This window comes from Pseudomonas sp. JL2 (assembly GCF_031570495.1).
Lineage (GTDB): Bacteria > Pseudomonadota > Gammaproteobacteria > Pseudomonadales > Pseudomonadaceae > Aquipseudomonas > Aquipseudomonas rhizophila.
Map to the genome: position 1 here is coordinate 25,934 of NZ_JAKUDH010000032.1, position 24,250 is coordinate 50,183.

Here is a 24,250-nt window from a genome sequence, read left to right on the forward strand (position 1 = left end):
GTCTTTAACCTGTCATCATCGTGCTTTGCAGCATCCCTTATACAGAGGAACAGCGCATGGACGATGTACAGCAGCTAGGCGAGATGCTTCGTCATTACGCAGACAGCGAAGCGCACAAGAAGCAACAGCACGAGGCGCAATCGGCGGTGTGGGCCGCGCAGATCGAGGCGTTGTACGGGCAGATCGAGCAATGGCTGGCGCCGGTCCTGGCCCCCGGCCTTCTGACGCTGACCCGTGAGGCGTATGTGGCCCACGGGCCGAGTGTTCCGGCAGAAACCTCCGGCTTCAAGACAGAAAAGCTGACACTGTCCATCACTGGCAAGCCGGTGGAATTCATACCCGATGTAATGGGGGCCGGCGGGCAGATTTCCCTGGCGATCATGGGGCTGACAGCAACGCGTTACGGCAGCATCTCGCTGGTTTGCCTGCCGCCTTCGTTGCAGTGGCAATGGCGTCGAACCAACGGGTTGAAGGATCCGGATACTTTTACCTTCGACGCGGACTTTCTCGCGCAGCAATTGCAGAGCCTGATACCCCGCGAGCGCGGCTGAAGGCGGTGGCGAGCAAAGGGCTTGCCCAGTGACTTCTTCCTGTCGGAGCAGGCAAAACCGCGCCCATTGGCTATACCTGTAATTCCCGGCCCCGTTTCGTGTGGCTTACAGGAGTGACAGCATGAAGTTTGCGTCAATGATTGGCACCGTGTGCATGGCCTCGCTTGCCCTGGCGGGTTGCTCCAGCAATATCACCCAACCGGATGAGTACTCCGGCTTTCTGGGTGATTACAGCCGGCTCAAGGAGGAGAAATCGCCGTCGGGGGCCGAAGTGATGCGCTGGGTTGATCCCACGGCAGACCTGAGCAAATACACCAGCCTTTACGTCGAGCCGACACAGCTTTACCCCAAGCCGCAGCCGACCGTGAAGATCCCCCAGGCCACCTTGTCCGGCATTACCGGTTACTACGATCAGGCGCTCAAGCGGGAAGCGGGCAAATCCCTGCCCCTGGCGACCGGCCCTGGGCCCGGAGTACTGGTGATGCGCGCGGCCATCACCGCCGTAAGCAGCAAGACCGAGGGCCTGAAGCCTTATGAAGTGATTCCGATCGCGCTGGTGGCGGCCGCGGTCAGTACCGCCAGCGGTATTCGCGACCAGGAAACCACCTTGGGTACTGAAGCGGTATTCCTCGACGGTGGCAACAATGCAGTGGTCGCCCAGGTGGTGCGCAAGGGCACGGGTAAGCCGTTGTCCAACGAAGCCCAGGTGATGAAGCCCGATGATGTCAAAGGTGTGATCGATGGTTGGGCAGCGGACTTGCATCAGTCGTTTCTGAAGCTCAAGGCTAAATAGCCCACAGGCGTCGCTGTAGGCGCTGGCGAAGCCTGCGATCTTTCGCTCTAGACTCAATTAGCAGGGCAAAGATCGCAGACTCGTTGCACTCGATAGCTCCTACACCGCCAAGCCATGACTTTTTATGTCCAACCATAGGTCGCAGAACCATTTCATGGTTAACTCCGGCCTCACCATTTTCAAACCTGTCAGAAGGAATCCGTTCATGGCTCAAGTCACCCTCAAAGGCAACCCGGTTCAAGTCAACGGCCAGTTGCCACAAGCCGGTTCCAAGGCGCCAGCCTTTTCCCTGGTAGCCGGCAATCTGTCCGACGTTTCCCTGAAGGATTTCGCCGGCAAGCGCAAAGTGCTGAACATTTTCCCAAGCGTCGATACCCCGACCTGCGCCACCTCCGTGCGCAAGTTCAACGCCCAGGCCAACGAACTGAGCAACACCGTGGTGCTGTGCATCTCGGCTGACCTGCCGTTCGCCCAGGCGCGTTTCTGCGGTGCCGAAGGCCTGGAAAATGTCCAGAACCTGTCCACCCTGCGCGGCAGTGAGTTCATCGAGAATTATGGCGTGGCGATTGCTGATGGCCCGCTCAAAGGCTTGACCGCCCGTGCGGTGGTGGTGCTCGACGAAAACGACAACGTGCTGCACAGCGAGCTGGTCAAGGAAATCGCTGAAGAGCCCAACTACGACGCTGCTCTAGCTGTACTGAAATAAAGTATTTATTACAATGGTTAACGGCCTGGCCTTGTCCAGGCCGTTTTCATTTGTGCTTCAAGACCTTAGCCAACTACGCGATAGGTAAGCCCAAGGTAAATTGCCGGTAAAGGCGCTTTGCTAAATACCCGCCAGTGCTTATCGTTCAGCCTCCCGTAAAAGAAGCCCACGCGCCCAATGGTTGATCATTCCATGCAATCCTCTGTTTCCCACAAATCCCGTCGCTGGCTGTTTGGCCTGGTCGTCGTATTGATCGTCGCGGCGCTGGCCTGGAAGTTCTGGCCCGCCGGCACGGACCAAAAGCCCGGAGCAGGGCAAAAAGCGCCTGCTGAACAGGCGGGGCGGTCGGGCGGGATGCGGCCAGGGTTTGGGGGGGCGACAGGGCCGGTACCGGTTCGGGTAGCGCCGGCAGTCACCGGTGATTTTCCGCTTTACTACAAGGCGTTGGGCACCGTCACGGCCCTCAATACCATCAACGTGCGCAGCCGGGTGGGTGGCGAGCTGGTCAAGATCGCCTTTGAAGAAGGGCAAATGGTCAAGGCCGGAGACCTGCTGGCTGAAATCGATCCGCGGCCATACCAGAACGCCTTGCTCCAGGCCGAAGGCACGCTGCTGCAGAATCAGGCCCAACTGAAAAATGCCCAGGTAGACCTCGAGCGTTATCGTGGCCTGTATGCCGAGGACAGCATCGCCAAACAGACCCTCGATACCGCCGCCGCTTTGGTGGGCCAGTACCAGGGCACGGTCAAGACCAACCAGGCGGCAGTCAACGACGCCAAGCTCAATCTGGAGTTCACCAGGATCCGGGCGCCGATCTCCGGTCGGGTCGGTTTGCGGCAACTGGATGTTGGCAATCTGGTGGCCGCCAACGACACTACCGCGCTGGCGGTCATCACCCAGACGCAACCCATCAGCGTCGTGTTTACGCTGCCGGAAACCAACCTTGATACCGTGCTTGCCCGCTATCGCAGCGGGGCGAAGCTGCCAGTGGAAGCCTGGGACCGTAGTGACCTGAAGCTGCAGGCCAGCGGTGTACTGCAAAGCCTGGACAACCAGATCGACATCACCACCGGCACCCTGAAGTTCAAGGCTCGTTACGATAACCGCGACCAGTCGCTGTTCCCCAACCAGTTCGTCAATGTGCATCTGTTGGCCGACACCCTCAAAAATGTAGTCCTGGCGCCGACCGCTGCGATTCAGTTCGGCACCAACGGCACCTTCGTCTACGCCCTGGATGGCGATAAAAAAGTCACCATCAGAAAGCTGAAGATCGGCGCCAGCGACGGCGAACACACCGTAGTCACCGAAGGCCTGGCCGCAGGTGATCGAGTAGTGCTAGAAGGCACCGATCGCCTGAAGGAAGGCAGTGAGGTGGATGTGGTCAACGACAGCCAGGACGTGCCCACCACGCCGACCGAACACCTGCAGGGCAAAACGGCGGCGGCCCCGGCTGAACCGGCCGTGGCCGACAAGGCGAAAAAGGGCGGCGCATGAACCTCTCGCGTCTGTTCATCCTTCGCCCGGTCGCCACCACCCTGAGCATGCTGGCCATCGTGCTGGCCGGTCTGATCGCCTATCGGTTGCTGCCGGTGTCGGCATTGCCCCAGGTCGATTATCCGACCATCCGCGTGATGACCCTGTACCCGGGCGCCAGTCCCGACGTGATGACCAGCGCCGTGACCGCCCCTCTGGAACGGCAGTTCGGGCAGATGCCGGGCCTGACGCAAATGGCGTCCACCAGCTCCGGCGGCGCGTCGGTGATTACCCTGCGTTTCAGCCTCGACATCAACATGGATGTCGCCGAGCAACAGGTGCAGGCGGCGATCAATGCGGCCACCAACCTGCTGCCCAACGATCTGCCGGCCCCTCCGGTGTACAACAAGGTCAACCCGGCCGACACCCCGGTGCTGACCTTGGCGATCACCTCCAAGACCATGTTGCTGCCCAAGCTCAATGACCTAGTGGACACCCGCATGGCGCAGAAAATCGCCCAGATCAGCGGGGTCGGCATGGTTTCGATCGCCGGCGGTCAGCGCCAGGCTGTGCGGATCAAGGTCAATCCCGAGGCCCTGGCAGCCGCAGGTCTGAACCTGGCGGACGTGCGCACCCTGGTCGGCGCCTCCAACGTCAACCAGCCCAAGGGCAACTTCGACGGACCGACCCGGGTCTCGATGCTCGATGCCAACGATCAGTTGACCTCACCCAAGGACTACGCCGAGCTGATCCTCGCCTATGCCAACGGCGCTCCGTTGCGCCTCAAGGATGTCGCGCAGATCGTCGATGGCGCCGAGAATGAACGCCTTGCCGCCTGGGCCAACGAAAATCAGGCCGTGTTATTGAACATCCAGCGCCAGCCGGGGGCCAACGTCATCGAGGTGGTAGACCGGATCAAGGCCTTGCTGCCGAGCATTACCGACAACCTGCCGGCCGGCCTGGACGTTACGGTGCTGACTGACCGCACCCAGACCATTCGCGCTTCGGTCACCGACGTACAGCATGAACTGCTGATCGCCATCGCCCTGGTGGTCATGGTGACGTTCCTGTTCCTGCGTCGGGTCAGTGCCACGATCATTCCGTCGGTGGCTGTACCGTTGTCGCTGATCGGCACGTTCGGCGTGATGTACCTGGCCGGTTTTTCCATCAACAACCTGACGCTGATGGCCCTGACCATTGCCACCGGTTTTGTGGTGGACGATGCCATCGTCATGCTGGAAAACATTGCCCGCTACATCGAGGAGGGCGAAAGCCCCATGCAGGCCGCGCTCAAGGGCGCGAAGCAGATTGGCTTCACTTTGATTTCGCTGACGCTGTCGCTGATCGCGGTGCTGATCCCGTTGCTGTTCATGGCCGACGTGGTTGGGCGCTTGTTCCGCGAGTTCGCCATCACCCTGGCGGTGGCGATCCTGATCTCTCTTGTGGTGTCGCTGACCCTGACGCCGATGATGTGTGCCCGGTTGCTCAAGCGCGAACCCAAAGAGCAGGAGCAGGGGCGTTTCTACCGCGCCAGCGGCGCCTGGATCGACTGGATGATCGCCGCCTACGGTCGCAAGTTGCAGTGGGTGCTCAAGCATCAGCCGCTGACCCTGCTGGTTGCCGTGGGCAGCCTGGTACTGACGGTGGTGTTGTACCTGGCCGTGCCCAAGGGGTTTTTCCCGGTGCAGGACACCGGGGTGATCCAGGGTATTTCCCAGGCGCCACAGTCGATTTCCTTCGCCGCCATGAGCGAGCGCCAACAGCAGCTGGCCAAGGTGATCCTGGCCGACCCTGCGGTGCAGAGCCTGTCTTCCTACATCGGCGTGGACGGTGACAACGCCACGCTCAACAGTGGTCGCTTGCTGATCAATCTCAAGCCCCACAGCGAACGGGATGACAGCGCCACCGAAATCATCGCCCGCTTGCAGCCGCAACTGGACCGGCTGGTGGGCATCCGCCTGTTCATGCAACCGGTGCAGGACCTGACCATCGAAGACCGGGTCAGCCGCACCCAGTACCAGTTCAGCCTGTCTTCGCCGGATGCCGAGTTGCTCAGCCTCTGGAGCGATCGCCTTGTCGAAGCCTTGGCCCGGCAGCCGGAGTTGACCGACGTCGCCAGCGACTTGCAGGACAAAGGTCTGCAGGTCTACCTGGTGATCGACCGCGACGCCGCGTCTCGCCTGGGCGTGTCGGTGGCGGACATCACTGATGCACTGTATGACGCTTTCGGCCAGCGGCAGATTTCCACCATCTACACCCAGGCCAGCCAGTATCGGGTGGTGTTGCAGGCCCAGGCCGGGGAGCGCATCGGGCCGCAGGCGCTGGATCAGATTCACGTCAAGACCACCGATGGTGGCCAGGTGCGGCTGTCGAGTCTGGCCCGCGTCGAGGAGCGTCAGGCCCAGTTGGCCATTGCTCACATCGGCCAGTTCCCGGCGGTGATGATGTCGTTCAACCTGGCGCCCGATGTAGCCCTCGGGCACGCGGTGGACGTGATCGAGAAGGTCCAGCAGGACATTGGCATGCCGGTCGGGGTGCAGACCCAATTCCAGGGCGCGGCCCAGGCGTTCCAGGCCTCGCTGTCGAGTACCTTGCTGCTGATCCTGGCGGCGGTGGTGACCATGTACATCGTGCTCGGCGTTCTGTACGAGAGCTACATCCACCCGATCACGATTCTCTCCACATTGCCCTCGGCGGCCATCGGCGCCTTGCTGGCGCTGATCATCAGCGGCAATGACCTGGGCATGATCGCGATCATCGGCATCATCCTGCTGATCGGCATCGTCAAGAAAAACGCGATCATGATGATCGACTTCGCCCTCGACGCTGAACGCAACCAGGGCATGGACCCGCAGACGGCCATCTACCAGGCCGCGCTGCTGCGTTTCAGGCCGATCCTGATGACCACACTGGCGGCCCTGTTCGGTGCGGTGCCACTGATGCTCGCCACGGGCTCCGGCGCCGAACTGCGCCAGCCTTTGGGGCTGGTGATGGTGGGTGGGTTGTTGGTGAGCCAGGTGCTGACGTTGTTCACCACACCGGTGATTTACCTGTATTTCGACCGCCTGGGGCGCCGCTTTGCCAAGCCTGATGGGGAAGAGGTGCGGGTATGACGGTATCTAGCGGCAAGCTAAAGCCTGTGCACGACTTGCTTTTCTCTTGCAGCTTGCAGCTTGAAGCTTGGAGCTGTCACCCATGAACCTCTCCGGCCCTTTCATCCGTCGCCCCGTAGCGACCATGCTGCTGAGCTTTGCAATCATGCTGCTCGGTGGCGTGAGCTTTGGCTTGCTGCCGGTTGCACCGTTGCCGCAGATGGATTTTCCGGTGATCGTGGTCCAGGCCAACTTGCCGGGGGCCAGCCCCGAGGTGATGGCGTCGACGGTGGCAACGCCGCTTGAGCGTTCCTTTGGCGCCATCGCCGGGGTCAACACCATGAGCAGCCGCTCCAGCCAGGGCTCTACCCGGGTGATCCTGCAATTCGACCTGGACCGCGACATCAACGGCGCGGCGCGGGAAGTGCAGGCGGCCATCAATGCCTCGCGCAACCTGTTGCCCAGCGGCATGCGCAGCATGCCCACGTACAAGAAGGTCAACCCGTCCCAGGCGCCGATCATGGTGCTGTCGCTGACCTCGGATGTGCTGGAGAAGGGCCAGCTCTACGACCTGGCTTCAACCATCCTGTCCCAGAGCCTGTCCCAAGTGTCGGGCGTGGGCGAGGTACAGATTGGTGGCAGTTCCTTGCCGGCGGTGCGCATCGAACTGGAGCCGCAACTGCTCAACCAGTACGGCGTAGCCCTGGATGATGTGCGCAGCGCCATTGCCGACAGCAACGTGCGCCGGCCCAAGGGTTCGGTCGAGGACGCACAGCGCATGTGGCAAATCCAGGCCAACGATCAGTTGGAGAAGGCCAAGGACTACGAAACGCTGATCATCCGTTACCAGGACGGCTCGGTGCTGCGCCTCAAGGACGTAGCAAAAGTCACCGACGGCGTCGAAGACCGCTACAACAGCGGTTTCTTCAACGATGACGCAGCCGTGCTGCTGGTGATCAACCGTCAGGCTGGCGCCAACATCATCGAGACGGTCAATGAGATCAAGAACCAGCTGCCGGCGTTGCAGGCCGTGCTGCCGGCCAGCGTCAAGCTGAACCTGGCCATGGACCGCTCACCGGTGATCAAGGCCACGCTGCACGAGGCGGAAATGACCCTGCTGATTGCCGTGGCCCTGGTGGTGCTGGTGGTGTTCCTGTTCCTGGGCAACTTTCGCGCCTCACTGATCCCGACCCTGGCGGTGCCGGTGTCCCTGGTGGGCACGTTTGCGGTGATGTACCTCTATGGCTTCTCCCTGAACAACCTGTCGTTGATGGCGTTGATCCTCGCCACCGGCCTGGTGGTGGACGACGCCATCGTGGTGCTGGAGAACATTTCCCGGCACATCGACGAAGGCGTACCGCCCATGAAGGCGGCCTACCTGGGCGCCGAAGAGGTGGGCTTTACGCTGCTGTCGATGAACGTCTCACTGGTGGCGGTGTTTCTCTCGATCCTGTTCATGGGCGGGATTATCGAGAGCCTGTTTCGCGAGTTCTCCATCACCCTGGCGGCGGCCATCGTGGTCTCGCTGGTGGTGTCGCTGACCCTCACGCCGATGCTCTGCGCTCGCTGGCTCAAGCCCCACGTGCCGGGGCAGGAGAATCGCTTGCAGCGCTGGAGCCGGCGCCTCAACGAGCGGATGGTCCGTGGTTACGCGCGCAGCCTGGACTGGGTGCTGCGCCATCGGCGCCTGACCTTGCTGAGCCTGCTGGTGACCATAGGGGTGAACATCGCGCTCTACGTGGTGGTGCCGAAAACCTTCATGCCTCAGCAGGACACCGGCCAGTTGATCGGTTTCGTGCGCGGCGACGACGGACTCTCGTTCAACGTCATGCAGCCGAAGATGGAAATCTTTCGTCGCGCCGTGCTGAAGGATGAAGCCGTAGAAAGCGTGGCGGGGTTCATCGGCGGCAACAACGGCACCAACAATGCCTTCATGCTGGTGCGCCTCAAACCGATCAACGAGCGTGGGATCTCCGCGCAGAAAGTCATCGAGCGCTTGCGCAAGGAGATGCCCCTGGTGCCGGGTGGCCGCTTGATGCTGATGGCCGACCAGGATCTGCAGTTTGGTGGTGGACGTGAGCAGACCACCTCGCAGTATTCCTACATCCTGCAGAGCGGTGACCTGGCGTTGCTACGCCAGTGGTACCCCAAAGTCGCGGCGGCCTTCAGGGCCTTGCCGGAGCTGACCGCTATCGACGCTCGCGACGGCGGCGGCGCCCAGCAGATCACGCTCGTGGTGGACCGTGACCAGGCCAAGCGCCTGGGCATCGACATGGACATGGTCACCTCGGTGTTGAACAACGCCTACAGCCAGCGGCAGATATCCACCATCTATGACAGCCTCAACCAGTATCAGGTGGTGATGGAGGTCAACCCCAAGTACGCCCAGGACCCGAGCACCCTCGAGCAGGTCCAGGTCATTACCGCTGACGGCGCGCGGGTGCCCCTGTCGACCATCGCGCATTATGAGAGCAGCCTGGAGGATGATCGGGTCAGCCATGAGGGTCAGTTCGCCTCCGAGGACATATCGTTCGATTTGGCCGAGGGTGTGACGGTGGAGCAGGGCACGGCCGCCATCGAGCGGGCAATTGCCAGGCTCGGGATGCCCGAAGACATCATCGCAAAAATGGCCGGCACCGCCGATGCGTTCGCGGCAACCCAGAAGAGCCAGCCGTTCATGATCCTGGGTGCATTGCTGGCGGTGTACCTGGTGCTGGGTGTGTTGTACGAGAGCTACATTCATCCGCTGACCATCCTGTCCACCTTGCCGTCGGCCGGTGTCGGCGCACTGCTGTCGATCTACTTGTTGGGCGGCGAGTTCAGCCTGATTTCGTTGTTGGGCCTGTTCCTGCTGATTGGCGTGGTGAAGAAAAACGCGATCCTGATGATCGACCTGGCGTTGCAACTGGAGCGCGGCGGGCAGTCGCCGCAGGACTCGATCCGCAACGCCTGCCTGCTGCGCTTGCGGCCGATTCTGATGACTACGCTGGCGGCGATCCTCGGTGCCTTGCCGCTATTGCTTGGCGGTGCCGAAGGCTCGGAGATGCGCCAGCCGCTGGGCCTGACCATCATCGGCGGACTGGTGTTCAGCCAGATCCTGACCCTCTATACCACGCCTGTGGTTTACCTTTATCTCGACAAACTGCGCCATCGCTTCAACCGCTGGCGCGGCGTGCGCACTGATGCTGCCCTGGAAACTCCGCTATGACCGACCGTTCGCTTTTCAATCTTGTCGCACCGCTGGCGACCGCCCGTGGCTCGCGGCTGCTGAGCCTGACGCTGTGCGTGGCGATGCTCAGCGCCTGCGCCATCGGCCCGGATTACCAGCGCCCGGTGGCCGCGGCGCCCGTGCAGTACAAGGAGGCTGAGGGTTGGCGCCAGGCCAATCCTAGCGACGCCCTGGCTCGGGGTGCCTGGTGGGAGTTGTACGGCGATGCCCGGCTCAATGGCCTGGTGGAGAAACTCAACACCTCCAACCAGACCGTGGCCCAGGCCGAAGCCCAGTACCGTCAGGCCCAGGCCTTGGTTCGCAGTGCCCGGGGCGCGTTCTTCCCCTCCGTTGACCTGACCGTCGGCAAGAACCGCTCCAGCCAGGGCACCGGCAGCAGTAATTCGAGCCTGAGCAGTTCGGCCAGTGGCATCCGCGACACCTACAGCGCCCAGGCCGGTGTCAGTTGGGAGGCGGACGTCTGGGGCAAGTTGCGTCGCACTCTGCAAGCCAATGAAGCCAGCGCCGAAGCCAGCTTCGCCGATCTGGCCGCCATGCGCCTGAGCCAGCAATCGGAACTGGTGCAAAACTACCTGCAATTGCGGGTGATCGACGAGCAGAAGCGCTTGTTGCAGACCACCGTGGACAACTATCAGCGTTCGCTGAAGATGACCGAAAACCAATACCGCGCGGGCGTATCCGGCAGGGATGCGGTGGCCCAGGCGCAGACTCAGCTCAAGACTACCCAGGCCGAGTTGATCGACCTGATCTGGCAACGTGCTCAATTCGAAAACGCCATCGCTGTGCTGATCGGCCTGCCGCCGGCCGAATTCAGCCTGGCAGAAACCCAGGACATCCCGACCCTTCCGCAAATCCCCGTGGCGCTACCCTCGCAGTTGCTTGAGCGCCGGCCGGACATTGCCTCGGCGGAGCGTTCGGTGATGGCCGCCAACGCCAACATCGGCGTGGCCAAGGCCGCCTATTACCCGGACCTGACCCTGAGCTTGAGCGGCGGTTACAGCAGCAGTACCTACGATAACTGGGTGAGTGTGCCGAATCGCTTCTGGTCGGTGGGACCGCAGCTGGCGATGACGCTGTTCGATGGCGGCCAGCGTTCGGCGGAAGTCGACCGCACCGTTGCGGCCTACGACCAGACGGTCGCCACCTATCGCCAGACGGTGCTCGACGGTTTTCGCGAAGTGGAAAACTACATGATCCAGCTCAAAGTCCTGGAAGACGAAGCCCGCGTGCGCCAGGAGGCCCTGGATGCCGCCCGCGAATCCTTGCGCCTGACCCAGAACCAGTACAGGGCAGGGCTGATCGCCTACCTGGATGTCGTCACGGTCCAGGCCACCGCGCTGAGTAATGAACGCAGTGTGCTGACCTTGCAGCAGAGCCGGTTGATCGCGAGTGTGCAACTGATCGCCGCATTGGGTGGTGGGTGGGATGGGCAGATGCAGGTGAGTGAGAACCCCGATTGAGTCGGCAACGCTGTCTTTTTAAGGGACAAAGATGAATGTGTGGCGAGGGAGCTTGCTCCCGCTTGAGTGCGAAGCACTCATAAAAATGGGGCCGCTACGCAGCCCAGCGGGAGCAAGCTCCCTCGCCACAGGGTGGATTTTCATTGCAGGCAGCCAGGTCCCGCTTTTGGCCGATGCACTGTCTACGACCCGGTGCGTTGACTTGTTATAGTTCAGGCCTCTTTTTCAGCCGGTAAAGGATCACTGCCATGTCGCAATACCAAGCGTTCACCGTCGAACTTGCAGACAATATCGCCCATGTGCAGATCAATCGACCGGACAAGATCAATGCAATGAACGCCGCGTTCTGGAGCGAGATCGTCGAAATCTTCCAATGGATCGACGACACCGACGAAGCGCGCGTGGTGGTATTGAGCGGGGCCGGCAAACACTTCTCCTCGGGCATCGACCTGATGATGCTGGCCGCCGTGGCCAATGAGCTGGGCAAGGACGTGGGCCGCAACGCACGCCTGTTGCGCCGCAAGATCCTGCAACTGCAAGCCTCGTTCAACGCCGTGGACAACTGTCGCAAACCGGTGCTTGCAGCGATCCAGGGTTATTGCCTGGGCGGCGCCATCGACCTGATTTCAGCCTGCGACATGCGATATGCCGCCGAGGATGCGCAGTTCTCCATCAAGGAAATCGATATCGGCATGGCGGCCGATGTTGGCACATTGCAACGCTTGCCCCGGATCATCGGGGACGGCATGCTGCGTGAACTCGCTTATACGGGGCGTACCTTTGGTGCCGACGAAGCGCGCAGCATCGGCCTGGTCAATCGTGTCTACAGTGATACCGCCAGCCTGCTTGACGGTGTCATGGGCATCGCTCGAGAAATCGCCGCCAAGTCGCCGATCGCCGTGACCGGTACCAAGGAAATGATCAGCTACATGCGCGACCACCGCATCGACGACGGGCTGGAATACGTCGCCACCTGGAACGCCGCCATGCTGCAATCGACCGACCTGCGCGTGGCCATGGCCGCCCATATGAGCAAACAGAAACCTGAATTTCAGGATTGATTGATCATGATTTCACGCTGGACCACCGCAGTACTCGATACCGATCTCCCGGGGGGCGGGGCCGTGGCCCGCAGCCCGGAAGGCTTTCTGTTCGATGACAACGGCGCGCTGTTTCCCCGCGACTGGCTCAAGCGCCAGGACCTGTCGATCCTCGCCGAGCATGGCATTGGCCACCTGGATGGCGAGCCGGTCTATCTGCTGGAACTGCACAGCTCACAGGACATCCCCGGCTGTAACTGGAAGGGGCTGCGGGCGTTCATGCTCGAGGATGACCACACCCTGTACAAGGTCCTGGGCTATGCCGCGCAGATCGGCACCTGGGCTCGGGAGTGCCGTTTCTGTGGCAGCTGCGGCAAGCGCATGGGCCAGATTGCCCGGGAACGGGCGATGTATTGCGATGCCTGCGACTTGCGGCATTACCCGCGAATCTCACCAAGCATGATCGTGCTGATCACCCGTGGCGATGAAGTCCTGCTGGCCCGTTCGCCTCGCTTCGTCACGGGTGTCTACAGCACGCTGGCCGGGTTCGCCGAGCCAGGTGAGTCCGCCGAGGATTGCCTGGTTCGTGAGGTGCGCGAAGAAGTCAGCATCGAGGTGAAGAACATTCAGTATGTCGGCAGTCAATGCTGGCCGTTTCCCCATTCGATGATGCTCGGCTTCCACGCCGAATATGCCGGTGGCGACATCGTCAGGCAGGAAGATGAAATCGAAGATGCCCAGTGGTTCAACGTGCACAACCTGCCGCCGCTGCCGGCCTCGCGTTCCATCGCCCGCTACCTGATCGACCTCTATGTGGCGCGGCGCTTAGGCCACGCTGAACCAGTGCTGCCAGGCTAGACGCACGGTCAAGCCCAGTACCACGGTGATAAATACAGGTCGGATGAATTTCGCGCCGCCGGTGATGGCGGTGCGCGCGCCGAAGAATGCCCCTACCATCACCGACAGCCCCATGCTCAGGCCGATGATCCACTCCACTTGCCCCGAAAAAATGAACACCGACAGCGCCGCGATGTTGCTGACGAAATTCATGCTGCGGGCCACACCACTGGCCTTGACCAGATCGATGGGATAGAGCAGCAGGCTGCTGACAGTCCAGAATGCACCCGTCCCAGGACCGGCCACGCCGTCGTAGAAGCCCAGGCTGAACCCCTGGGGCGCTTGCCAGGTCTTCTTGATCGGCGCATCGCTGTCCAGCGGCGCCTTGGGCGTGCCACCGAACAACAGGTACAGGCCACAGGCGAAGACGATCACCGGCAGCATCTTGTTCAGCCACTCGGCGGGCAGGTAATGGGCGACGATGGCGCCGGCCAAGGCACCGACCAGCGTGCCGACGAGGGCATGGGTCCACTGCCTTGGATGGAACAGCTTGCGCTTGTAGAACGTGAAACTGGCCGTGGCCGAACCAAAGGTCGAGCTGAGTTTGTTGGTGCCCAGGACCAGATGGGGAGGCAAGCCGGCGGTCAGCAGGGCCGGGGTGGTCAACAGGCCACCTCCGCCGGCAATGGCATCGATGAAACCGGCAATGAATGCGACGACGATCAGGATAGCGAGGGTGGTAAGGTCAACGCTGAGTTCGAAAGGCATGAAATGGGCTTATTTGGCAGGGCGCAGGTGACTGCGGGGAAGGCCGGTATGTTACCCATAAATGGGGCAGGGCTGCGACTGCCTCCATGGGTCCCTGAAGTCTCCGTGGCGAGGGAGCTGGCTCCGCTGGGTTGCGACGCAGGCCCAGAAGCCTTCGCACACCTATGTGGTTGTCGGGCGGAAGCTGGCCTTTGGACGAATTTTTTTTGAAATCAAGGGGTTGTCAGCCTAGGCAAATGAGTACATAATTGCGCCCATCGAACGCACTGGGACGTAAAAAATCTCAATGTTTTCAAGGAGATAGAGCTTCGTAAGCGTCTTGTTTCCTGATCAGGTTTGTACGCGGTTGATGTAGCTTTCTTGCATCAAACGTCTTGAGGCCGAATAGCAAAATGGTTATGCAGTGGATTGCAAATCCACCTACGCCGGTTCGATTCCGACTTCGGCCTCCACTTTAAAACAGCTCCGTAGATCCATGATTTACGGAGCTTTTTTATTTTCGGAGCAGCGACAGGTTTTGTCTTGAAAAGGACAGAAGCTACCTTGCTTCGCCGGGAAGGGATGTATATATTCCCCCCTCTTGCTGCACCAGCCTCGACTGGCATATCTGCTCCACGCTGATGTCCATAAGGTTGACCGCGCTACCGCCCGAATGGCGAAACTGGTAGACGCATGGGACTTAAAATCCCCCGCTCGTAAGGGCGTGCCGGTTCGATTCCGGCTTCGGGCACCATCTAAAATCAAGGGTTTGCGAGCGAAAGCTGAAGCAAACCCTTGTTTGTTTCCGGTCCGCAATTTTGATGCTGGTCCGCAATTCACTTGGTAGGCATTACTTTTTTGCCCTTGCGATTCCTGATGTATTGCTCGGTCATCACCACGGTCGTATGCCCAAGTTGATCTCTGGCTTGCAAGATATCACCGCTGGACTCTGCTTTATCTGTACCTGCCTTGGCGCGCAAGTCGCGCATCTGAAACTCAGCCTTCGGCACTCCGGCCGCTTCCCTGGCCAAGTCAAACCTCCTGCGCAACATTGCCACCGTCATCGGTGTGCCATCCTCTGAAACGATCAGCCGCGTCGAGCGGACCTTGTGTTCTGACTTTCGGGACATGATGCGATCAATCAAAACCTTTAGTTCGCCCGTTACCTCAATCCGGAGCTTCGCTTTCGTCTTGCCCTGCAGCACCCACAGCTGTCCGCCGCGAAGGTCTCGCTCGTCCATCAACCTGGTGTCGGTAACCCGTTGGCTCGTTAGGTAGGCAAGGTCCATCGCATCCTGCAAGCCGACGTCGGCTTTATCGTAGACGCGCTTGAACAGCTCATCCTCGACGTAAGTGTTCCGGCCGGTTTCCTTGTTCCCCTTGATGCCTGCGCACGGGTTGGCCAGGGCTGTGTAGCCTTTATCCCTGGCGAAGTTCCATATCGCGCTGAGCAAAGCCTTCTCACGGTTTGCCCTTACCGGTGCGGCCTTGCGCCAGGTTAGGTACTGTCTGACGTGAAGGGGTTCGATAGTTTCCAGAGGCGCTGGCGGATCATCGAAAAACGCAATCAGGTTTTTCAGTTCCCGTTTATTGTCGAGTTGTGTCAGCTTGCCTTTCGTCGGAACGACGTCGACCATGTATTTCTCAGCGACGTAGCGGAAGGTGATCACCTTGGACACCAGGTCAGTCGCGGCGCGATCGCGCTCAAGCTTGGCGTACTCCATGATTGCCAGCCCGTAATCACTTCCCAATGGAATTTCTTTACGGTCTTTTCCGCCAGTGTCGTAGTAGTAATACACCCGGCCGCTGCGCTTCTTGCGCTCACGCAGCCGGGCTATAGAGCCGGGTTTGCTCGGTCGTCGTCCCATTTCAGCCAGCCTTACGTGGTGTCCACACGGGTTTTTCTACTTCAAAAATGCCGACTGCGGTCACGGCCATGGCCGTAACACTCGGCCACCCGTTCACTTTGATCGTGTGCCGAACGCCGTTCTTTTTCAGATTTTGGATCTGCCCTGCCTTGGTTCGCGCGCCGGTCAGCTCGCAAACCTCCTCGTGGGATAGAAACTGGATGCTCATGAGCTGCTCCGAGCCGCGCGTGGCGGCATTGGCGGCGCGCGGTTATGGCCGCGCCTTCTGGATGATGTAAATGAGGATGCAGCCGGTCGCAGCGAGCCAGACCATCGTGCCGAAGGCGGCGGTAATCAGTGCAGCGTCGGTACCGCGCTCAATCATTTCTGGCGCCGCATATGCGAACCAGAGGAGGGTGATCAGCAGGTACAACAGTCCGGCCAGCAGTATCTCGAAGAGCTTTCTTGCGAACATAGGAAATCTCCGCCCGCCGTTCACCGGCAGGCTGTAGGTGGATTGGGGTTACAAAGCGAGTTCGACTTGTGTTTCGCGCTGCCAGATCGGAGAGCTGTTGTGGCTCTCGATGCGGTCGGCGATGACGTTGGCGCGCTGGCCGGCAGTTGGTGGGGCATACATACCGAACCGACTTATGCTTCCGCCGTTTACCGCTGCGTTCGTGGAGTCAGCCGAAGCGAAGGGGAGGTGCTGGAATATGGCGGGGTCGAGCATCCGTAATCCATGGAGTCTGCACGCTGGTCGGCCATGGCCGTCGCAGATGGCATCCATTGCTGAGCCGATTCTCTTCCACCAAGCTGGAGTGCCTGGGCTGGACCATTGGCCGGAACTGCCGATGGCGACTGTCGACCAATCCGAAGCCAGGCGCTGCAGCCTCTCCAGCGATTCATGCAGGTGCCAAACCGGCACGCCTCGCAACTCCCTGGGCCATGCTTCCAGAAGTGCGTCGTTCGCTGCTTCGTCTCCGTCGATGACATCTGGGATCAGCGCCCAGTCGAAACCTGGATGCCGGTGCCACTGCTCGACCCAGGCGGTATATCCATCAACATCCAGTTTGCCGCCTTTCTTCCAGACCGAAAACGCGCCGTTGTCGAATACGAACGACTGGCAGACATCGGCAACGATTCCCATGTCGTCCTGACGCGGGAAGGGCACCAGGGCATGCCGGCCCGCGAGGAACCGGGCGCCATCCTGGCGTGTACCCCCGACTGGCGTGCCGTGGTATGCAATCATCCGCTAAGCCTCACTGTCTCGATCTCAACGCCCTGGTGCGTCGCTATGATGGTTTGATCACCGCCCAAGTATTCGGCCAGATGGTCGGCAATCTGCTCATGCCAGCCATTTTTGATCAGGGCGGTAGCGGCCTTTATGTGCTCGACGTGGATCATGGCGGTAGACCGCAACTCCAGGCGGTAGATGATCGTTTCGCCGTCGGATGGGCAGACGGCGGCGAAGGTGTGTCGGTAAATATTCATGGCCTGGGCCCTCGATACACAAGCATGGCCATGTAGAGCAGGGGGAGGATCATGGCGTCACCCGCTTGAACTCGACGACCCAGACCCAGGGGTTGGCGTCCCAGTTTTCCTGGCCGTTGATGGACGACCAAAGTCCGGCGAATGCCCCGGCAGCGGTCGTTTGCAGCTGCGACTTCCCATCGTCTGGGCCGACCATGTAGCCGGTGCAGATCGGCCAGCCGTCATCAGGGCGAAAGGCGACACCGACGATCCCTTCGGCCTTGGCCTGTTCTTCGCTGATGTCCTGCAAGCGCTCGACGTGCACAGCGGTGATCTCCAGCAGGATGCGGCTGGAATACCTGGGCATGTGGATGCTTGGCTTCCACTTCACTGGATACTCGTGACCCTCTGCCGACTTGCAGTAGATGGCGTCCGGGTTGGTGGCGCGGTAAACGATGTGCTCGCCCGTTCCGCCGCCATAGTGACGAATCTGTAGGCCGAAAGCCTCGCGCACCCACAGCCGGTCGCCGGGCTGGCCGTAGGGGCATGCAGGGTTTGCCTTTGACACATTTGGGTTGCGAATGAATGGCTGGCCGATACCGTAGCTGCCGATATCGGCTTTCGAGCACGGCTGAACCTTCACTGCCCGCCGCGTGACCGTCTTCCGGTCCTCCAGGATGGCGCGCACCATCGGCGCCGAGAACAGGATAGGCCGTTCCTTTATTTGAGACATGAGTCGTCCTTGCCGCTATAGCGGCTGACTTTGAAGGGGGAGGCTGGCCATTAGCCTCGATAGAGGTATTGGCCGAGATAGGTGAAGATCACCGCTCCGCTTGATGTCGCTCAAGGAGAGGGCTATGTCGCACAATCTGGATCTGCCGATTGTCCGCGAATACCACGGGCATGAACTGTTCCTGAAATTCGATTGGGTGAAACCCAACGACCTGGCTCCCATAGCAGCACGTGTGCTGGTGAATTGCGATGTGCCCGGCTTAGCTAGCACTGTGGGGGAGTTACATGGGCCGTGGGCCAACTACCTTGATGCTGTTGCCGAAGCGATCGCAGTCGGGGAGCGTTGGGTCGACAGTCAACTCGCTGAAAAGACTATTGCTGCGGACTTGGAGCGTAGCCAGGAGCAGGCGACTGGCTTTCTGCCTCTGAGGCGAGGTTGAGGGCGGCTTCGATTGCAGCGTCTATAGCGTTATCGAGATCCACACCATTGATCACCATGTTCTCCGGGGTTTTCCCAGCAAACACGCCGCCCTGATGGATTGTTTCCAGGTTTCGGCCACGCAACCAGCGATACCGGGCTGCATTACACTCTGCCGCCTCTCGCGCCTGCTGCTCTGCGTAGCGCCGCTGTTCCAGGCTGGTAAGCTGCTCGTCGCGCTCGTTCAGCAGCAGTTGCAGGGCGGCCTCACGAGCTTTCATTTCTTCGAAGTGCTGCGCCAGTGTGCAAGCGAAGTCGCCGGCCAGGCGCTCGTTGATGTACTGGCGGTAATCGTGGCGCCTTAGCACTGTCTCGAACAGCTTCGCGATATATCGGCGGCCGGCGTCGGGCGTGTTGAAGTAGATCGTCAGCTCGTCTTGTTTGTTATTTCTTGGCATGGGGACACCTTTTCCTGTTCGCGGTAAGCTCAGGCGTTATTCAGTGAAAGGGGTGGTTATGGGCAGGGTGCTAGCAGTTATCGGGATTGCTCTTACGGCGATGTACGCATGGTTTGCTTGGTGGCTTGTAGGAGATCGAATCCAGGCGCTTCAGTCCATGGATTTGAACGAGGTAGGAGATTTTTTAGCGGGTGCGTTTGGGCCGGTCACGATCCTCTGGCTAGTACTAGGTTTTTTTCAACAAGGAATTGAGCTTCGCCAAGGAACAACGGCTCTAAATCTCCAGGCTACCGAGCTTCGAAACTCGGTAGTACAGCAGTGCGAGATGGTTGCCGCCCAAAAAGCCAGTCTCCTCAACTACGAAAAAACGCTCCATCCTTTGCTCAGGCTAGAAGTCACGGCAGCCGGATGGCAGGAGGATGAATTTGGTGTCGAATTCAAAATTAGCAACTCTGGAGACTACTGTGAGTCTGTAGTCGTAAAACTTAACGGTGAGGACATGAGGCCAGGGCGTCGTGACATAGACCCGCTAATGACAGGCTCAAATTGCGTTGTGGCTTTTATGGGACTTCCAGAGTGGGCGGATCTAAATGTTGTCATTGAATATAAGATGAGAAACGGCACCTCCAGTAGCCAGTCATTCTTGGTCACTCATCGATACGACGAAGGTTATGGCGATAGCTACAGCATCACCAAATTATCCTTTTTGAGTTAACGCCTTGGCTGCTTTAGTGGGATCGTGCCCTTCAAGCCCCCGCGGCACTTAGTTGGATCGGGATTAAGCTGCTGCGTATTGAGCCAGAGAGTTACGCCAAGGGTCATTGGCTCTGGCGAGTGCAGCCATCGGCGGGGGGCTGACGCTGTTGCCGCACATGTGTACCTGCTGAGTTTTGGTGAATGGCTTGCCATCGGCGCCGTGACTGATGATGTAGTCGGTGGGAAAGCCCTGGGCCTTGTACAGCTCGGCCGGCTTCAGCATGCGCAGGCAGATGTCGACGATGACATAAGGCGTGCCCTTGACCATCACAGTGACCATTGCCAAGCGGTCCTTGGTGGTGATGGTTGGTGTCGGTGCATCGCAGGCGCTGATGTTCTCGGTGCCGTAGTAGCTGATCAGAAAGGCCGCGACGCGAAGGGCACCGTCTTCATGCTCTGGCGACAACTTGTAATGCAGCAATGCATGATGCTCAGCGCCGGCGGTCATGGTCGGTACTGGCTCATCTACTCCGCGACCAATGCAGTTCCGGCGCAGGGTGGCTAGGCTGGCGCTCACCAACTGCTGCTGGCTGCCGGTGTTGGTCACCGTGGTCAGAGGCTCGTCCATGCTCTTTGCAAACGTGGTGTTGAAGCCGCCGTTCATCTGAGCCATGAAGGCGGTGGCAACGGCGCGGTGGTTCTGCGTCATCAGTGTGCCGACAGGCTGATCCGCCGCCGCTGGCTTTCCGCTGTATTCAGGCCCTCCGGCTCCGACCAGAACCGAAGTCGTCAGCGCGTGCTTGATGCCACCGGCTACGACGGTTCCCAGCGGCTGACCAAGGCCTGGGACGCGCGGCTCTTGCCCGGGGCGTTCGCCGTAGCCGCTTTGGATCAGCGTGGCCATGGCTACCGAGTGTCCGCCGCTGGCCGTTACGGTGCCAAGCGGATCGGTTGACGATTTGCTGCCGTCTCCCCATCGTTGCACGCCACCAGGTGTTCCCTCGCCATGGGCTGCTGTGACCATCACCGGACTGATCAGCGTCAGCTCGTCGCGGTTGGCACACGTCACGGTAGGCAATGGGGCCATCGGGTCGTTAACCCTAACGCTGCCTTGATGCGTGGCCGGTGCAATGACTGGGCTCGCCATCGCGAAGGAACCTCCGCGGGGCCAACTGGTGATGGTGCGCAGGGGTACTGCGGACGATTGCGCCAGTTCACCAGACCAGTTCGCGATGGGCACAATGAACGGCGCCGGGTTGTCGATGACAAATTTCTTCATGCCCTTGGCAACGCGGCGCAGGGTGGCCGGGGCCAAGTCCTTCTTGCGGCCGAAGATGCTCTTCCCCAGATCGCTGAAGTCGATGCAGTCGGCGGCGGTCTTCCACTTCTGCTGGCCTTTGACCGGGTTCTTCGCGTGGGTCGGCTCCGGCCATATGATCGGCTGTCCATCGCAACGGGCGATCATGAACAGGCGTTCCCGGCTGGTTGGGGCGCCGAAGTCGCACGCCTTGATTACGCGCCACTCGACGGCATAGCCCAGGCGCTTCAGCTCGGCGACGAACACAGCCCATGTTTGCCCGCGGCGTTTCGGGTCAGGCACCAGGAACTGCTGACCCACCGGCACGACCTCACCAGATGCCGCAACGTCGCCGCCGAGTTTCACCACGCGGCCGGTGGCCTTGTCTCGCTTGGCGATCAGCGGGCCCCACTGAAGGATCTGCTTCACGTTCTCTAGGCTGATCACCCGGGGCCGCTTCATACCTGCCCACTTCAGGCCAATCCACGACAGATTGCGGATCTCGCGCTTGCGCGGCTGGCCGCCGGCGGCCTGGCTGTGGTGCGTGCAATCGGGGGACATGTGGAACCATCCAACTGCCTTGCCGCCGCACTCGGTGTCTGGGTCACCGTCGAACACATCCGTGGTGTAGTGCACCGCGCCAGGGTGATTCACGGTGTGCATGCTGATGGCCTGAGGGCTGTGGTTCTTCGCCACGTTCACCGTGCGGCCCAGGCCCATTTCCAGCCCAGTGCCGGCGCCGCCACCACCACAGAAGAAGTCGACCACGATCTCGTCATCCTGAGGGTTGAAGCCGAGTCCGTATTGGGTTTTGAAATCGAAGGGGTGTTTCTTCTGTTGTGCGGACATAGAAGATCCTCGCCGGTTGGCGTGATTCGAGTTTGTGGGCTATTGGTTGATGGCCCGGCATGAGGCCGGGCCGAGGAGGTTGCTATGAGTCATAAGACGAGAGTTGTATTCACCGTCCACGAGACTGACGCAGGCCAGCCATATATGACGATGGAGTTTCACGATGATGTGCCGGGGCTACCGGCAGAACNAGGCCGGGCCGAGGAGGTTGCTATGAGTCATAAGACGAGAGTTGTATTCACCGTCCACGAGACTGACGCAGGCCAGCCATATATGACGATGGAGTTTCACGATGATGTGCCGGGGCTACCGGCAGAACCGCCTGTTTTCGAGTTTGTCGACGGTTCGACCATGGAGGAGGCAGAAGTAATTGCGAAACTCATGAACGCCAAGATTTCGAGCTATCACCCCTTACCTTGAACGATAGGAGCGTGAGGTCCCCCGGAGTGACCGGTGGTGGCAATTTGGTTTGGGTTGGGGTATTAAGGAAGAATGACGCGGAGCGAACCGGAGCAAATTATGAGCATAAAAGCGCACATAGATGATGCAAAGTTCTTGATTTCATACTCAAGATACCTGTCGGCGCTTACCATCATTCTTGTTGCAGTTGCTGCGTCGGCAGAAAAAACATTTCCGCAAGGCGAGCCTTCACAAAGAGCGGATCAAGGTCAAGATAATCGATGCGGTACTTGTGGGAGAGGGCCTTCAAAAGCGATGGGCGACAATGAAAGGTTTTCATTGTTTTTGAAAAAACGCATCGGTAAATTACTAGGCTTTAATTCGCTCACGGTAGAACATAACGGTAGGGCGTACTCACTGGAAGGAATTCTCTATAAGTTCTTTCGGTGCAAACTTGTACATGAAGGCGCTTTACCAGGGAACGTTGTTTTCGATACCACTTCAGGGCTCGGAAACTATTTGTCGATAAGCGGCGGCGAAACTATCGTCCTCAGCGCTGGATTGTTGGGTGTTTTGATTGAGGTAGTTGAAGGCGCGAAATGTAACACCCATGAATTCGGCAGGGTTTATCGCGAGTTTGTTCCAAAATGGGGGGAAGATGAGCATAAAATTGTTGTTTCTATCGCGGAGCGACATGGTCTATCGGAAGAACGGATTTTGAGGTTGGTTGCCATCACATCTGACATTACCTGCGGCGTAGTCGAGTCTTCAAACGATGTCGAGCTTTGCGAAGTATTTAACAAGTTAGTAGAGGCTGGCGTGATTGAGAGAAGGTCGGCTCTCGTTACGAGAGGTATCGTTGATGATCAATACCGGCTTCAGCCTGTAGGAGTAGCAGCTATCAGAGATATAGCTTCCCATTTTGAACTGGTTGAATCATAAGGTCGGCTGATCAATTTCGTCGTCAGGCTCTGGCGGATCATCGACGAGCGACTTGAGCCCGGCAGCCTGAATGAGTAGTGACACCTTTTCCGTAACAACAAAAGGTGTCGTGACACACCGAAGCATCCAAGCCTGCGTTTCGACGTCGGCGGCGATCAGGTTTCGCAGCAGGTTCTGGTGGATCTCCTGCTGGTTGATGAAGCCGTGATCCTTCATCACCTTCTTCAGGTCAGGCTTAAACACGCCGGCTACTTCAACTGTGAACTTCTCGATGCCCAGGGCGGCAGCCTTCGCCGCTGCCTTCTCGCGCTTTCGGCGCTGCTTGAGCGCTTCCGCCGTTGGCTGCTGTGTTTCGGCCATGGCCTGATTCCTCTATTCCACTGGCCGGCAGTGCCAGCCAGGTCTGTCGTTTGCGTTGTTGGGTGCGGAAACGTCTCACGCTGCTTCCTTGATTTGGCCCCAGGCGCCGACGGCATCCAGTAGCGCAGACAATCGCGCCTCTGGTACTGGCGTGTCGCCGGGCACGGCCAGCCAGCCCATGCCGATCCGGTGATTCGGGTTGCAGTCGGCCTTCACCTCTTCGTAGAAATGCTCAAGGACATCTGAAAGCCTCTCCACCATGTGGACGCCGTCCGGCCTGATGTCGATTGACTTGATGTACTGGGCGCCATCCTGGCGAACGCAGATGCCGGCGATGTAGATCGTCCAGCGATGCGCGACATCGCAGAGCGCGTCAGACACCGGCTTTGAAAGGATCTGCTTGCCGTTCTTCCAGTTGATCATCACCTGCAAACCGCTCGGGTCGATATTGATCACTGCTGCATGGTTGGTGTTGACCAGGGCGCGCATGCTGCGCTCGATTTGGACCCGCCGATTACATGGTTTGCGCTTGCTCATAGTGCGTCCGCCATTTTGCGAAGCGCCCTGCGCTCGGCCAAGGCCAGCTTCTTTGGCCGTCGCTTGAGGACTGTTTCAGGGTCTATCCGAGTGGAGCGCGGCGGAGGAATGGGATTGCGCGGCGGGCTTTTCAGCTCGGCTATCTGCCCGCCGGCCGCGAGGAATTGCGCAACCTTCTCGGAAAGTGAGTCCGCCTGTGGTCGATGGTGCTCGACCAGGCTGAGGTGATTGCTGATCATGATCAAGCTCCTAATCTATGGGCCTGCGCCCGCGCTTTGTCGGCGACCTCATCAACCATCCGGCCAAGCTCCAGATTG

Annotated in this window: 23 protein-coding genes and 2 tRNA genes; 13 read left to right on the top strand and 12 right to left on the bottom strand. The window is 59.7% G+C overall.

The genetic code is table 11. The features are described 5' to 3' along the window. Positions 1-56: 56 nt before the first annotated feature. The 9 genes from MKS85_RS26725 to nudC all read left to right on the top strand — a co-directional run bounded on the left by MKS85_RS26725 (position 57) and on the right by nudC (position 13,202). Entirely contained in the window at positions 57-551 is a 495-nt protein-coding gene (locus tag MKS85_RS26725; protein WP_139050390.1) for a hypothetical protein, read from the top strand. A 121-nt stretch (positions 552-672) separates the two neighbouring features. Beyond that, on the top strand, positions 673-1,344 hold the full coding sequence (locus MKS85_RS26730) for a DUF3313 domain-containing protein (RefSeq protein WP_139050389.1): 672 nt from the start codon (positions 673-675) through the stop codon (positions 1,342-1,344). Positions 1,345-1,549: 205 nt separating this feature from the next. Next, entirely contained in the window at positions 1,550-2,050 is a 501-nt protein-coding gene (gene tpx, locus MKS85_RS26735; protein WP_047226605.1) for a thiol peroxidase, read from the top strand. Between the two features lie 177 nt (positions 2,051-2,227). After that, positions 2,228-3,544 carry an MdtA/MuxA family multidrug efflux RND transporter periplasmic adaptor subunit gene (locus tag MKS85_RS26740; RefSeq protein ID WP_047226604.1) on the top strand — a complete coding sequence of 439 codons (1,317 nt, stop codon included), beginning with the start codon at positions 2,228-2,230 and terminating at the stop codon, positions 3,542-3,544. Then, the gene (locus MKS85_RS26745; protein WP_139050387.1) at positions 3,541-6,636 is read left to right on the top strand and encodes an MdtB/MuxB family multidrug efflux RND transporter permease subunit; all 3,096 of its coding nucleotides are present in this window, start codon (positions 3,541-3,543) and stop codon (positions 6,634-6,636) included. The genes MKS85_RS26740 and MKS85_RS26745 overlap by 4 nt, the downstream gene beginning before the upstream one ends. A gap of 82 nt (positions 6,637-6,718) precedes the next feature. Continuing rightward, positions 6,719-9,823 carry an efflux RND transporter permease subunit gene (locus MKS85_RS26750; protein WP_310663173.1) on the top strand — a complete coding sequence of 1,035 codons (3,105 nt, stop codon included), beginning with the start codon at positions 6,719-6,721 and terminating at the stop codon, positions 9,821-9,823. After that, complete coding sequence (locus tag MKS85_RS26755; RefSeq protein ID WP_047226601.1) at positions 9,820-11,304, top strand: efflux transporter outer membrane subunit; 1,485 nt, start codon at positions 9,820-9,822, stop codon at positions 11,302-11,304. Before MKS85_RS26750 ends, MKS85_RS26755 begins: the two co-directional genes overlap by 4 nt. Before the next feature lie 248 nt (positions 11,305-11,552). Then, entirely contained in the window at positions 11,553-12,365 is an 813-nt protein-coding gene (locus tag MKS85_RS26760; protein WP_047226600.1) for a crotonase/enoyl-CoA hydratase family protein, read from the top strand. A gap of 6 nt (positions 12,366-12,371) precedes the next feature. Further along, positions 12,372-13,202, top strand: a complete 831-nt coding sequence (nudC, locus tag MKS85_RS26765; RefSeq protein ID WP_310663174.1) for an NAD(+) diphosphatase — start codon at positions 12,372-12,374, stop codon at positions 13,200-13,202. Here the strand turns inward: nudC and MKS85_RS26770 are convergent. Continuing rightward, entirely contained in the window at positions 13,170-13,949 is a 780-nt protein-coding gene (locus tag MKS85_RS26770) for a TSUP family transporter (protein ID WP_139050385.1), read from the bottom strand. The genes nudC and MKS85_RS26770 overlap by 33 nt on opposite strands. Before the next feature lie 378 nt (positions 13,950-14,327). Between MKS85_RS26770 and MKS85_RS26775 the strand changes: the two genes are divergently transcribed. Both MKS85_RS26775 and MKS85_RS26780 read left to right on the top strand, forming a co-directional pair. Next, a tRNA-Cys gene (locus MKS85_RS26775) sits at positions 14,328-14,401 on the top strand. 194 nt (positions 14,402-14,595) lie between these two features. Beyond that, positions 14,596-14,682, top strand: a tRNA-Leu gene (locus MKS85_RS26780). Between the two features lie 82 nt (positions 14,683-14,764). On the opposite strand, the gene MKS85_RS26785 is transcribed toward MKS85_RS26780, so the two are convergent. From MKS85_RS26785 to MKS85_RS26815, 7 genes are all read right to left on the bottom strand, one after another. Further along, positions 14,765-15,796 carry a tyrosine-type recombinase/integrase gene (locus tag MKS85_RS26785; RefSeq protein ID WP_310663175.1) on the bottom strand — a complete coding sequence of 344 codons (1,032 nt, stop codon included), beginning with the start codon at positions 15,794-15,796 and terminating at the stop codon, positions 14,765-14,767. A gap of 1 nt (position 15,797) precedes the next feature. Beyond that, complete coding sequence (locus tag MKS85_RS26790) at positions 15,798-16,004, bottom strand: DUF4224 domain-containing protein (RefSeq protein ID WP_310663176.1); 207 nt, start codon at positions 16,002-16,004, stop codon at positions 15,798-15,800. A gap of 42 nt (positions 16,005-16,046) precedes the next feature. Beyond that, positions 16,047-16,250: a hypothetical protein gene (locus MKS85_RS26795; protein ID WP_310663177.1), complete on the bottom strand. Its 204-nt coding sequence runs from the start codon at positions 16,248-16,250 to the stop codon at positions 16,047-16,049. Positions 16,251-16,298: 48 nt separating this feature from the next. Continuing rightward, the gene (locus MKS85_RS26800) at positions 16,299-17,024 is read right to left on the bottom strand and encodes a hypothetical protein (protein WP_310663178.1); all 726 of its coding nucleotides are present in this window, start codon (positions 17,022-17,024) and stop codon (positions 16,299-16,301) included. Next, positions 17,021-17,266, bottom strand: a complete 246-nt coding sequence (locus tag MKS85_RS26805; RefSeq protein WP_310663179.1) for a hypothetical protein — start codon at positions 17,264-17,266, stop codon at positions 17,021-17,023. Before MKS85_RS26805 ends, MKS85_RS26800 begins: the two co-directional genes overlap by 4 nt. A gap of 49 nt (positions 17,267-17,315) precedes the next feature. Beyond that, on the bottom strand, positions 17,316-17,978 hold the full coding sequence (locus MKS85_RS26810; protein WP_310663180.1) for a hypothetical protein: 663 nt from the start codon (positions 17,976-17,978) through the stop codon (positions 17,316-17,318). Between the two features lie 371 nt (positions 17,979-18,349). Beyond that, positions 18,350-18,853, bottom strand: coding sequence for a hypothetical protein (locus MKS85_RS26815; RefSeq protein WP_310663181.1), 504 nt, complete (start codon positions 18,851-18,853; stop codon positions 18,350-18,352). Positions 18,854-18,896: 43 nt separating this feature from the next. Here MKS85_RS26815 and MKS85_RS26820 point away from each other — a divergent pair, with 43 nt between their 5' ends. Next, positions 18,897-19,568: a hypothetical protein gene (locus MKS85_RS26820; RefSeq protein WP_310663182.1), complete on the top strand. Its 672-nt coding sequence runs from the start codon at positions 18,897-18,899 to the stop codon at positions 19,566-19,568. Between the two features lie 63 nt (positions 19,569-19,631). Here MKS85_RS26820 and MKS85_RS26825 read toward each other — a convergent pair whose 3' ends face one another. Next, a complete protein-coding gene (locus MKS85_RS26825) occupies positions 19,632-21,695 on the bottom strand; it encodes a DNA cytosine methyltransferase (protein WP_310663183.1) in 2,064 nt (687 codons plus the stop codon). 519 nt (positions 21,696-22,214) lie between these two features. Here MKS85_RS26825 and MKS85_RS26830 point away from each other — a divergent pair. Then, positions 22,215-23,036, top strand: coding sequence for a hypothetical protein (locus MKS85_RS26830; protein ID WP_310663184.1), 822 nt, complete (start codon positions 22,215-22,217; stop codon positions 23,034-23,036). On the opposite strand, the gene MKS85_RS26835 is transcribed toward MKS85_RS26830, so the two are convergent. The 3 genes from MKS85_RS26835 to MKS85_RS26845 all read right to left on the bottom strand — a co-directional run bounded on the left by MKS85_RS26835 (position 23,031) and on the right by MKS85_RS26845 (position 24,172). Further along, entirely contained in the window at positions 23,031-23,396 is a 366-nt protein-coding gene (locus tag MKS85_RS26835) for a hypothetical protein (RefSeq protein WP_310663185.1), read from the bottom strand. The two genes, MKS85_RS26830 and MKS85_RS26835, sit on opposite strands and share 6 nt — an antisense overlap. A gap of 75 nt (positions 23,397-23,471) precedes the next feature. Further along, a complete protein-coding gene (locus MKS85_RS26840) occupies positions 23,472-23,885 on the bottom strand; it encodes a hypothetical protein (RefSeq protein ID WP_240539549.1) in 414 nt (137 codons plus the stop codon). A gap of 44 nt (positions 23,886-23,929) precedes the next feature. Then, entirely contained in the window at positions 23,930-24,172 is a 243-nt protein-coding gene (locus tag MKS85_RS26845; protein WP_310663186.1) for a hypothetical protein, read from the bottom strand. Positions 24,173-24,250: the final 78 nt, after the last annotated feature.

Bases quoted from the DNA above. Each gene is read 5' to 3' on its own strand.
- MKS85_RS26740 (WP_047226604.1), top strand. From the start codon at position 2,228: ATGGTTGATCATTCCATGCAATCCTCTGTTTCCCACAAATCCCGTCGC.
- MKS85_RS26795 (WP_310663177.1), bottom strand. From the start codon at position 16,250: ATGTTCGCAAGAAAGCTCTTCGAGATACTGCTGGCCGGACTGTTGTAC.
- MKS85_RS26785 (WP_310663175.1), bottom strand. From the start codon at position 15,796: ATGGGACGACGACCGAGCAAACCCGGCTCTATAGCCCGGCTGCGTGAG.
- MKS85_RS26770 (WP_139050385.1), bottom strand. From the start codon at position 13,949: ATGCCTTTCGAACTCAGCGTTGACCTTACCACCCTCGCTATCCTGATC.
- MKS85_RS26790 (WP_310663176.1), bottom strand. From the start codon at position 16,004: ATGAGCATCCAGTTTCTATCCCACGAGGAGGTTTGCGAGCTGACCGGC.
- MKS85_RS26755 (WP_047226601.1), top strand. From the start codon at position 9,820: ATGACCGACCGTTCGCTTTTCAATCTTGTCGCACCGCTGGCGACCGCC.
- MKS85_RS26825 (WP_310663183.1), bottom strand. From the start codon at position 21,695: ATGTCCGCACAACAGAAGAAACACCCCTTCGATTTCAAAACCCAATAC.
- nudC (WP_310663174.1), top strand. From the start codon at position 12,372: ATGATTTCACGCTGGACCACCGCAGTACTCGATACCGATCTCCCGGGG.
- MKS85_RS26810 (WP_310663180.1), bottom strand. From the start codon at position 17,978: ATGTCTCAAATAAAGGAACGGCCTATCCTGTTCTCGGCGCCGATGGTG.
- MKS85_RS26845 (WP_310663186.1), bottom strand. From the start codon at position 24,172: ATGATCAGCAATCACCTCAGCCTGGTCGAGCACCATCGACCACAGGCG.
- tpx (WP_047226605.1), top strand. From the start codon at position 1,550: ATGGCTCAAGTCACCCTCAAAGGCAACCCGGTTCAAGTCAACGGCCAG.
- MKS85_RS26815 (WP_310663181.1), bottom strand. From the start codon at position 18,853: ATGCCAAGAAATAACAAACAAGACGAGCTGACGATCTACTTCAACACG.
- MKS85_RS26750 (WP_310663173.1), top strand. From the start codon at position 6,719: ATGAACCTCTCCGGCCCTTTCATCCGTCGCCCCGTAGCGACCATGCTG.
- MKS85_RS26830 (WP_310663184.1), top strand. From the start codon at position 22,215: ATGAGCATAAAAGCGCACATAGATGATGCAAAGTTCTTGATTTCATAC.
- MKS85_RS26805 (WP_310663179.1), bottom strand. From the start codon at position 17,266: ATGAATATTTACCGACACACCTTCGCCGCCGTCTGCCCATCCGACGGC.
- MKS85_RS26835 (WP_310663185.1), bottom strand. From the start codon at position 23,396: ATGGCCGAAACACAGCAGCCAACGGCGGAAGCGCTCAAGCAGCGCCGA.
- MKS85_RS26800 (WP_310663178.1), bottom strand. From the start codon at position 17,024: ATGATTGCATACCACGGCACGCCAGTCGGGGGTACACGCCAGGATGGC.
- MKS85_RS26725 (WP_139050390.1), top strand. From the start codon at position 57: ATGGACGATGTACAGCAGCTAGGCGAGATGCTTCGTCATTACGCAGAC.
- MKS85_RS26760 (WP_047226600.1), top strand. From the start codon at position 11,553: ATGTCGCAATACCAAGCGTTCACCGTCGAACTTGCAGACAATATCGCC.
- MKS85_RS26730 (WP_139050389.1), top strand. From the start codon at position 673: ATGAAGTTTGCGTCAATGATTGGCACCGTGTGCATGGCCTCGCTTGCC.
- MKS85_RS26840 (WP_240539549.1), bottom strand. From the start codon at position 23,885: ATGCGCGCCCTGGTCAACACCAACCATGCAGCAGTGATCAATATCGAC.
- MKS85_RS26745 (WP_139050387.1), top strand. From the start codon at position 3,541: ATGAACCTCTCGCGTCTGTTCATCCTTCGCCCGGTCGCCACCACCCTG.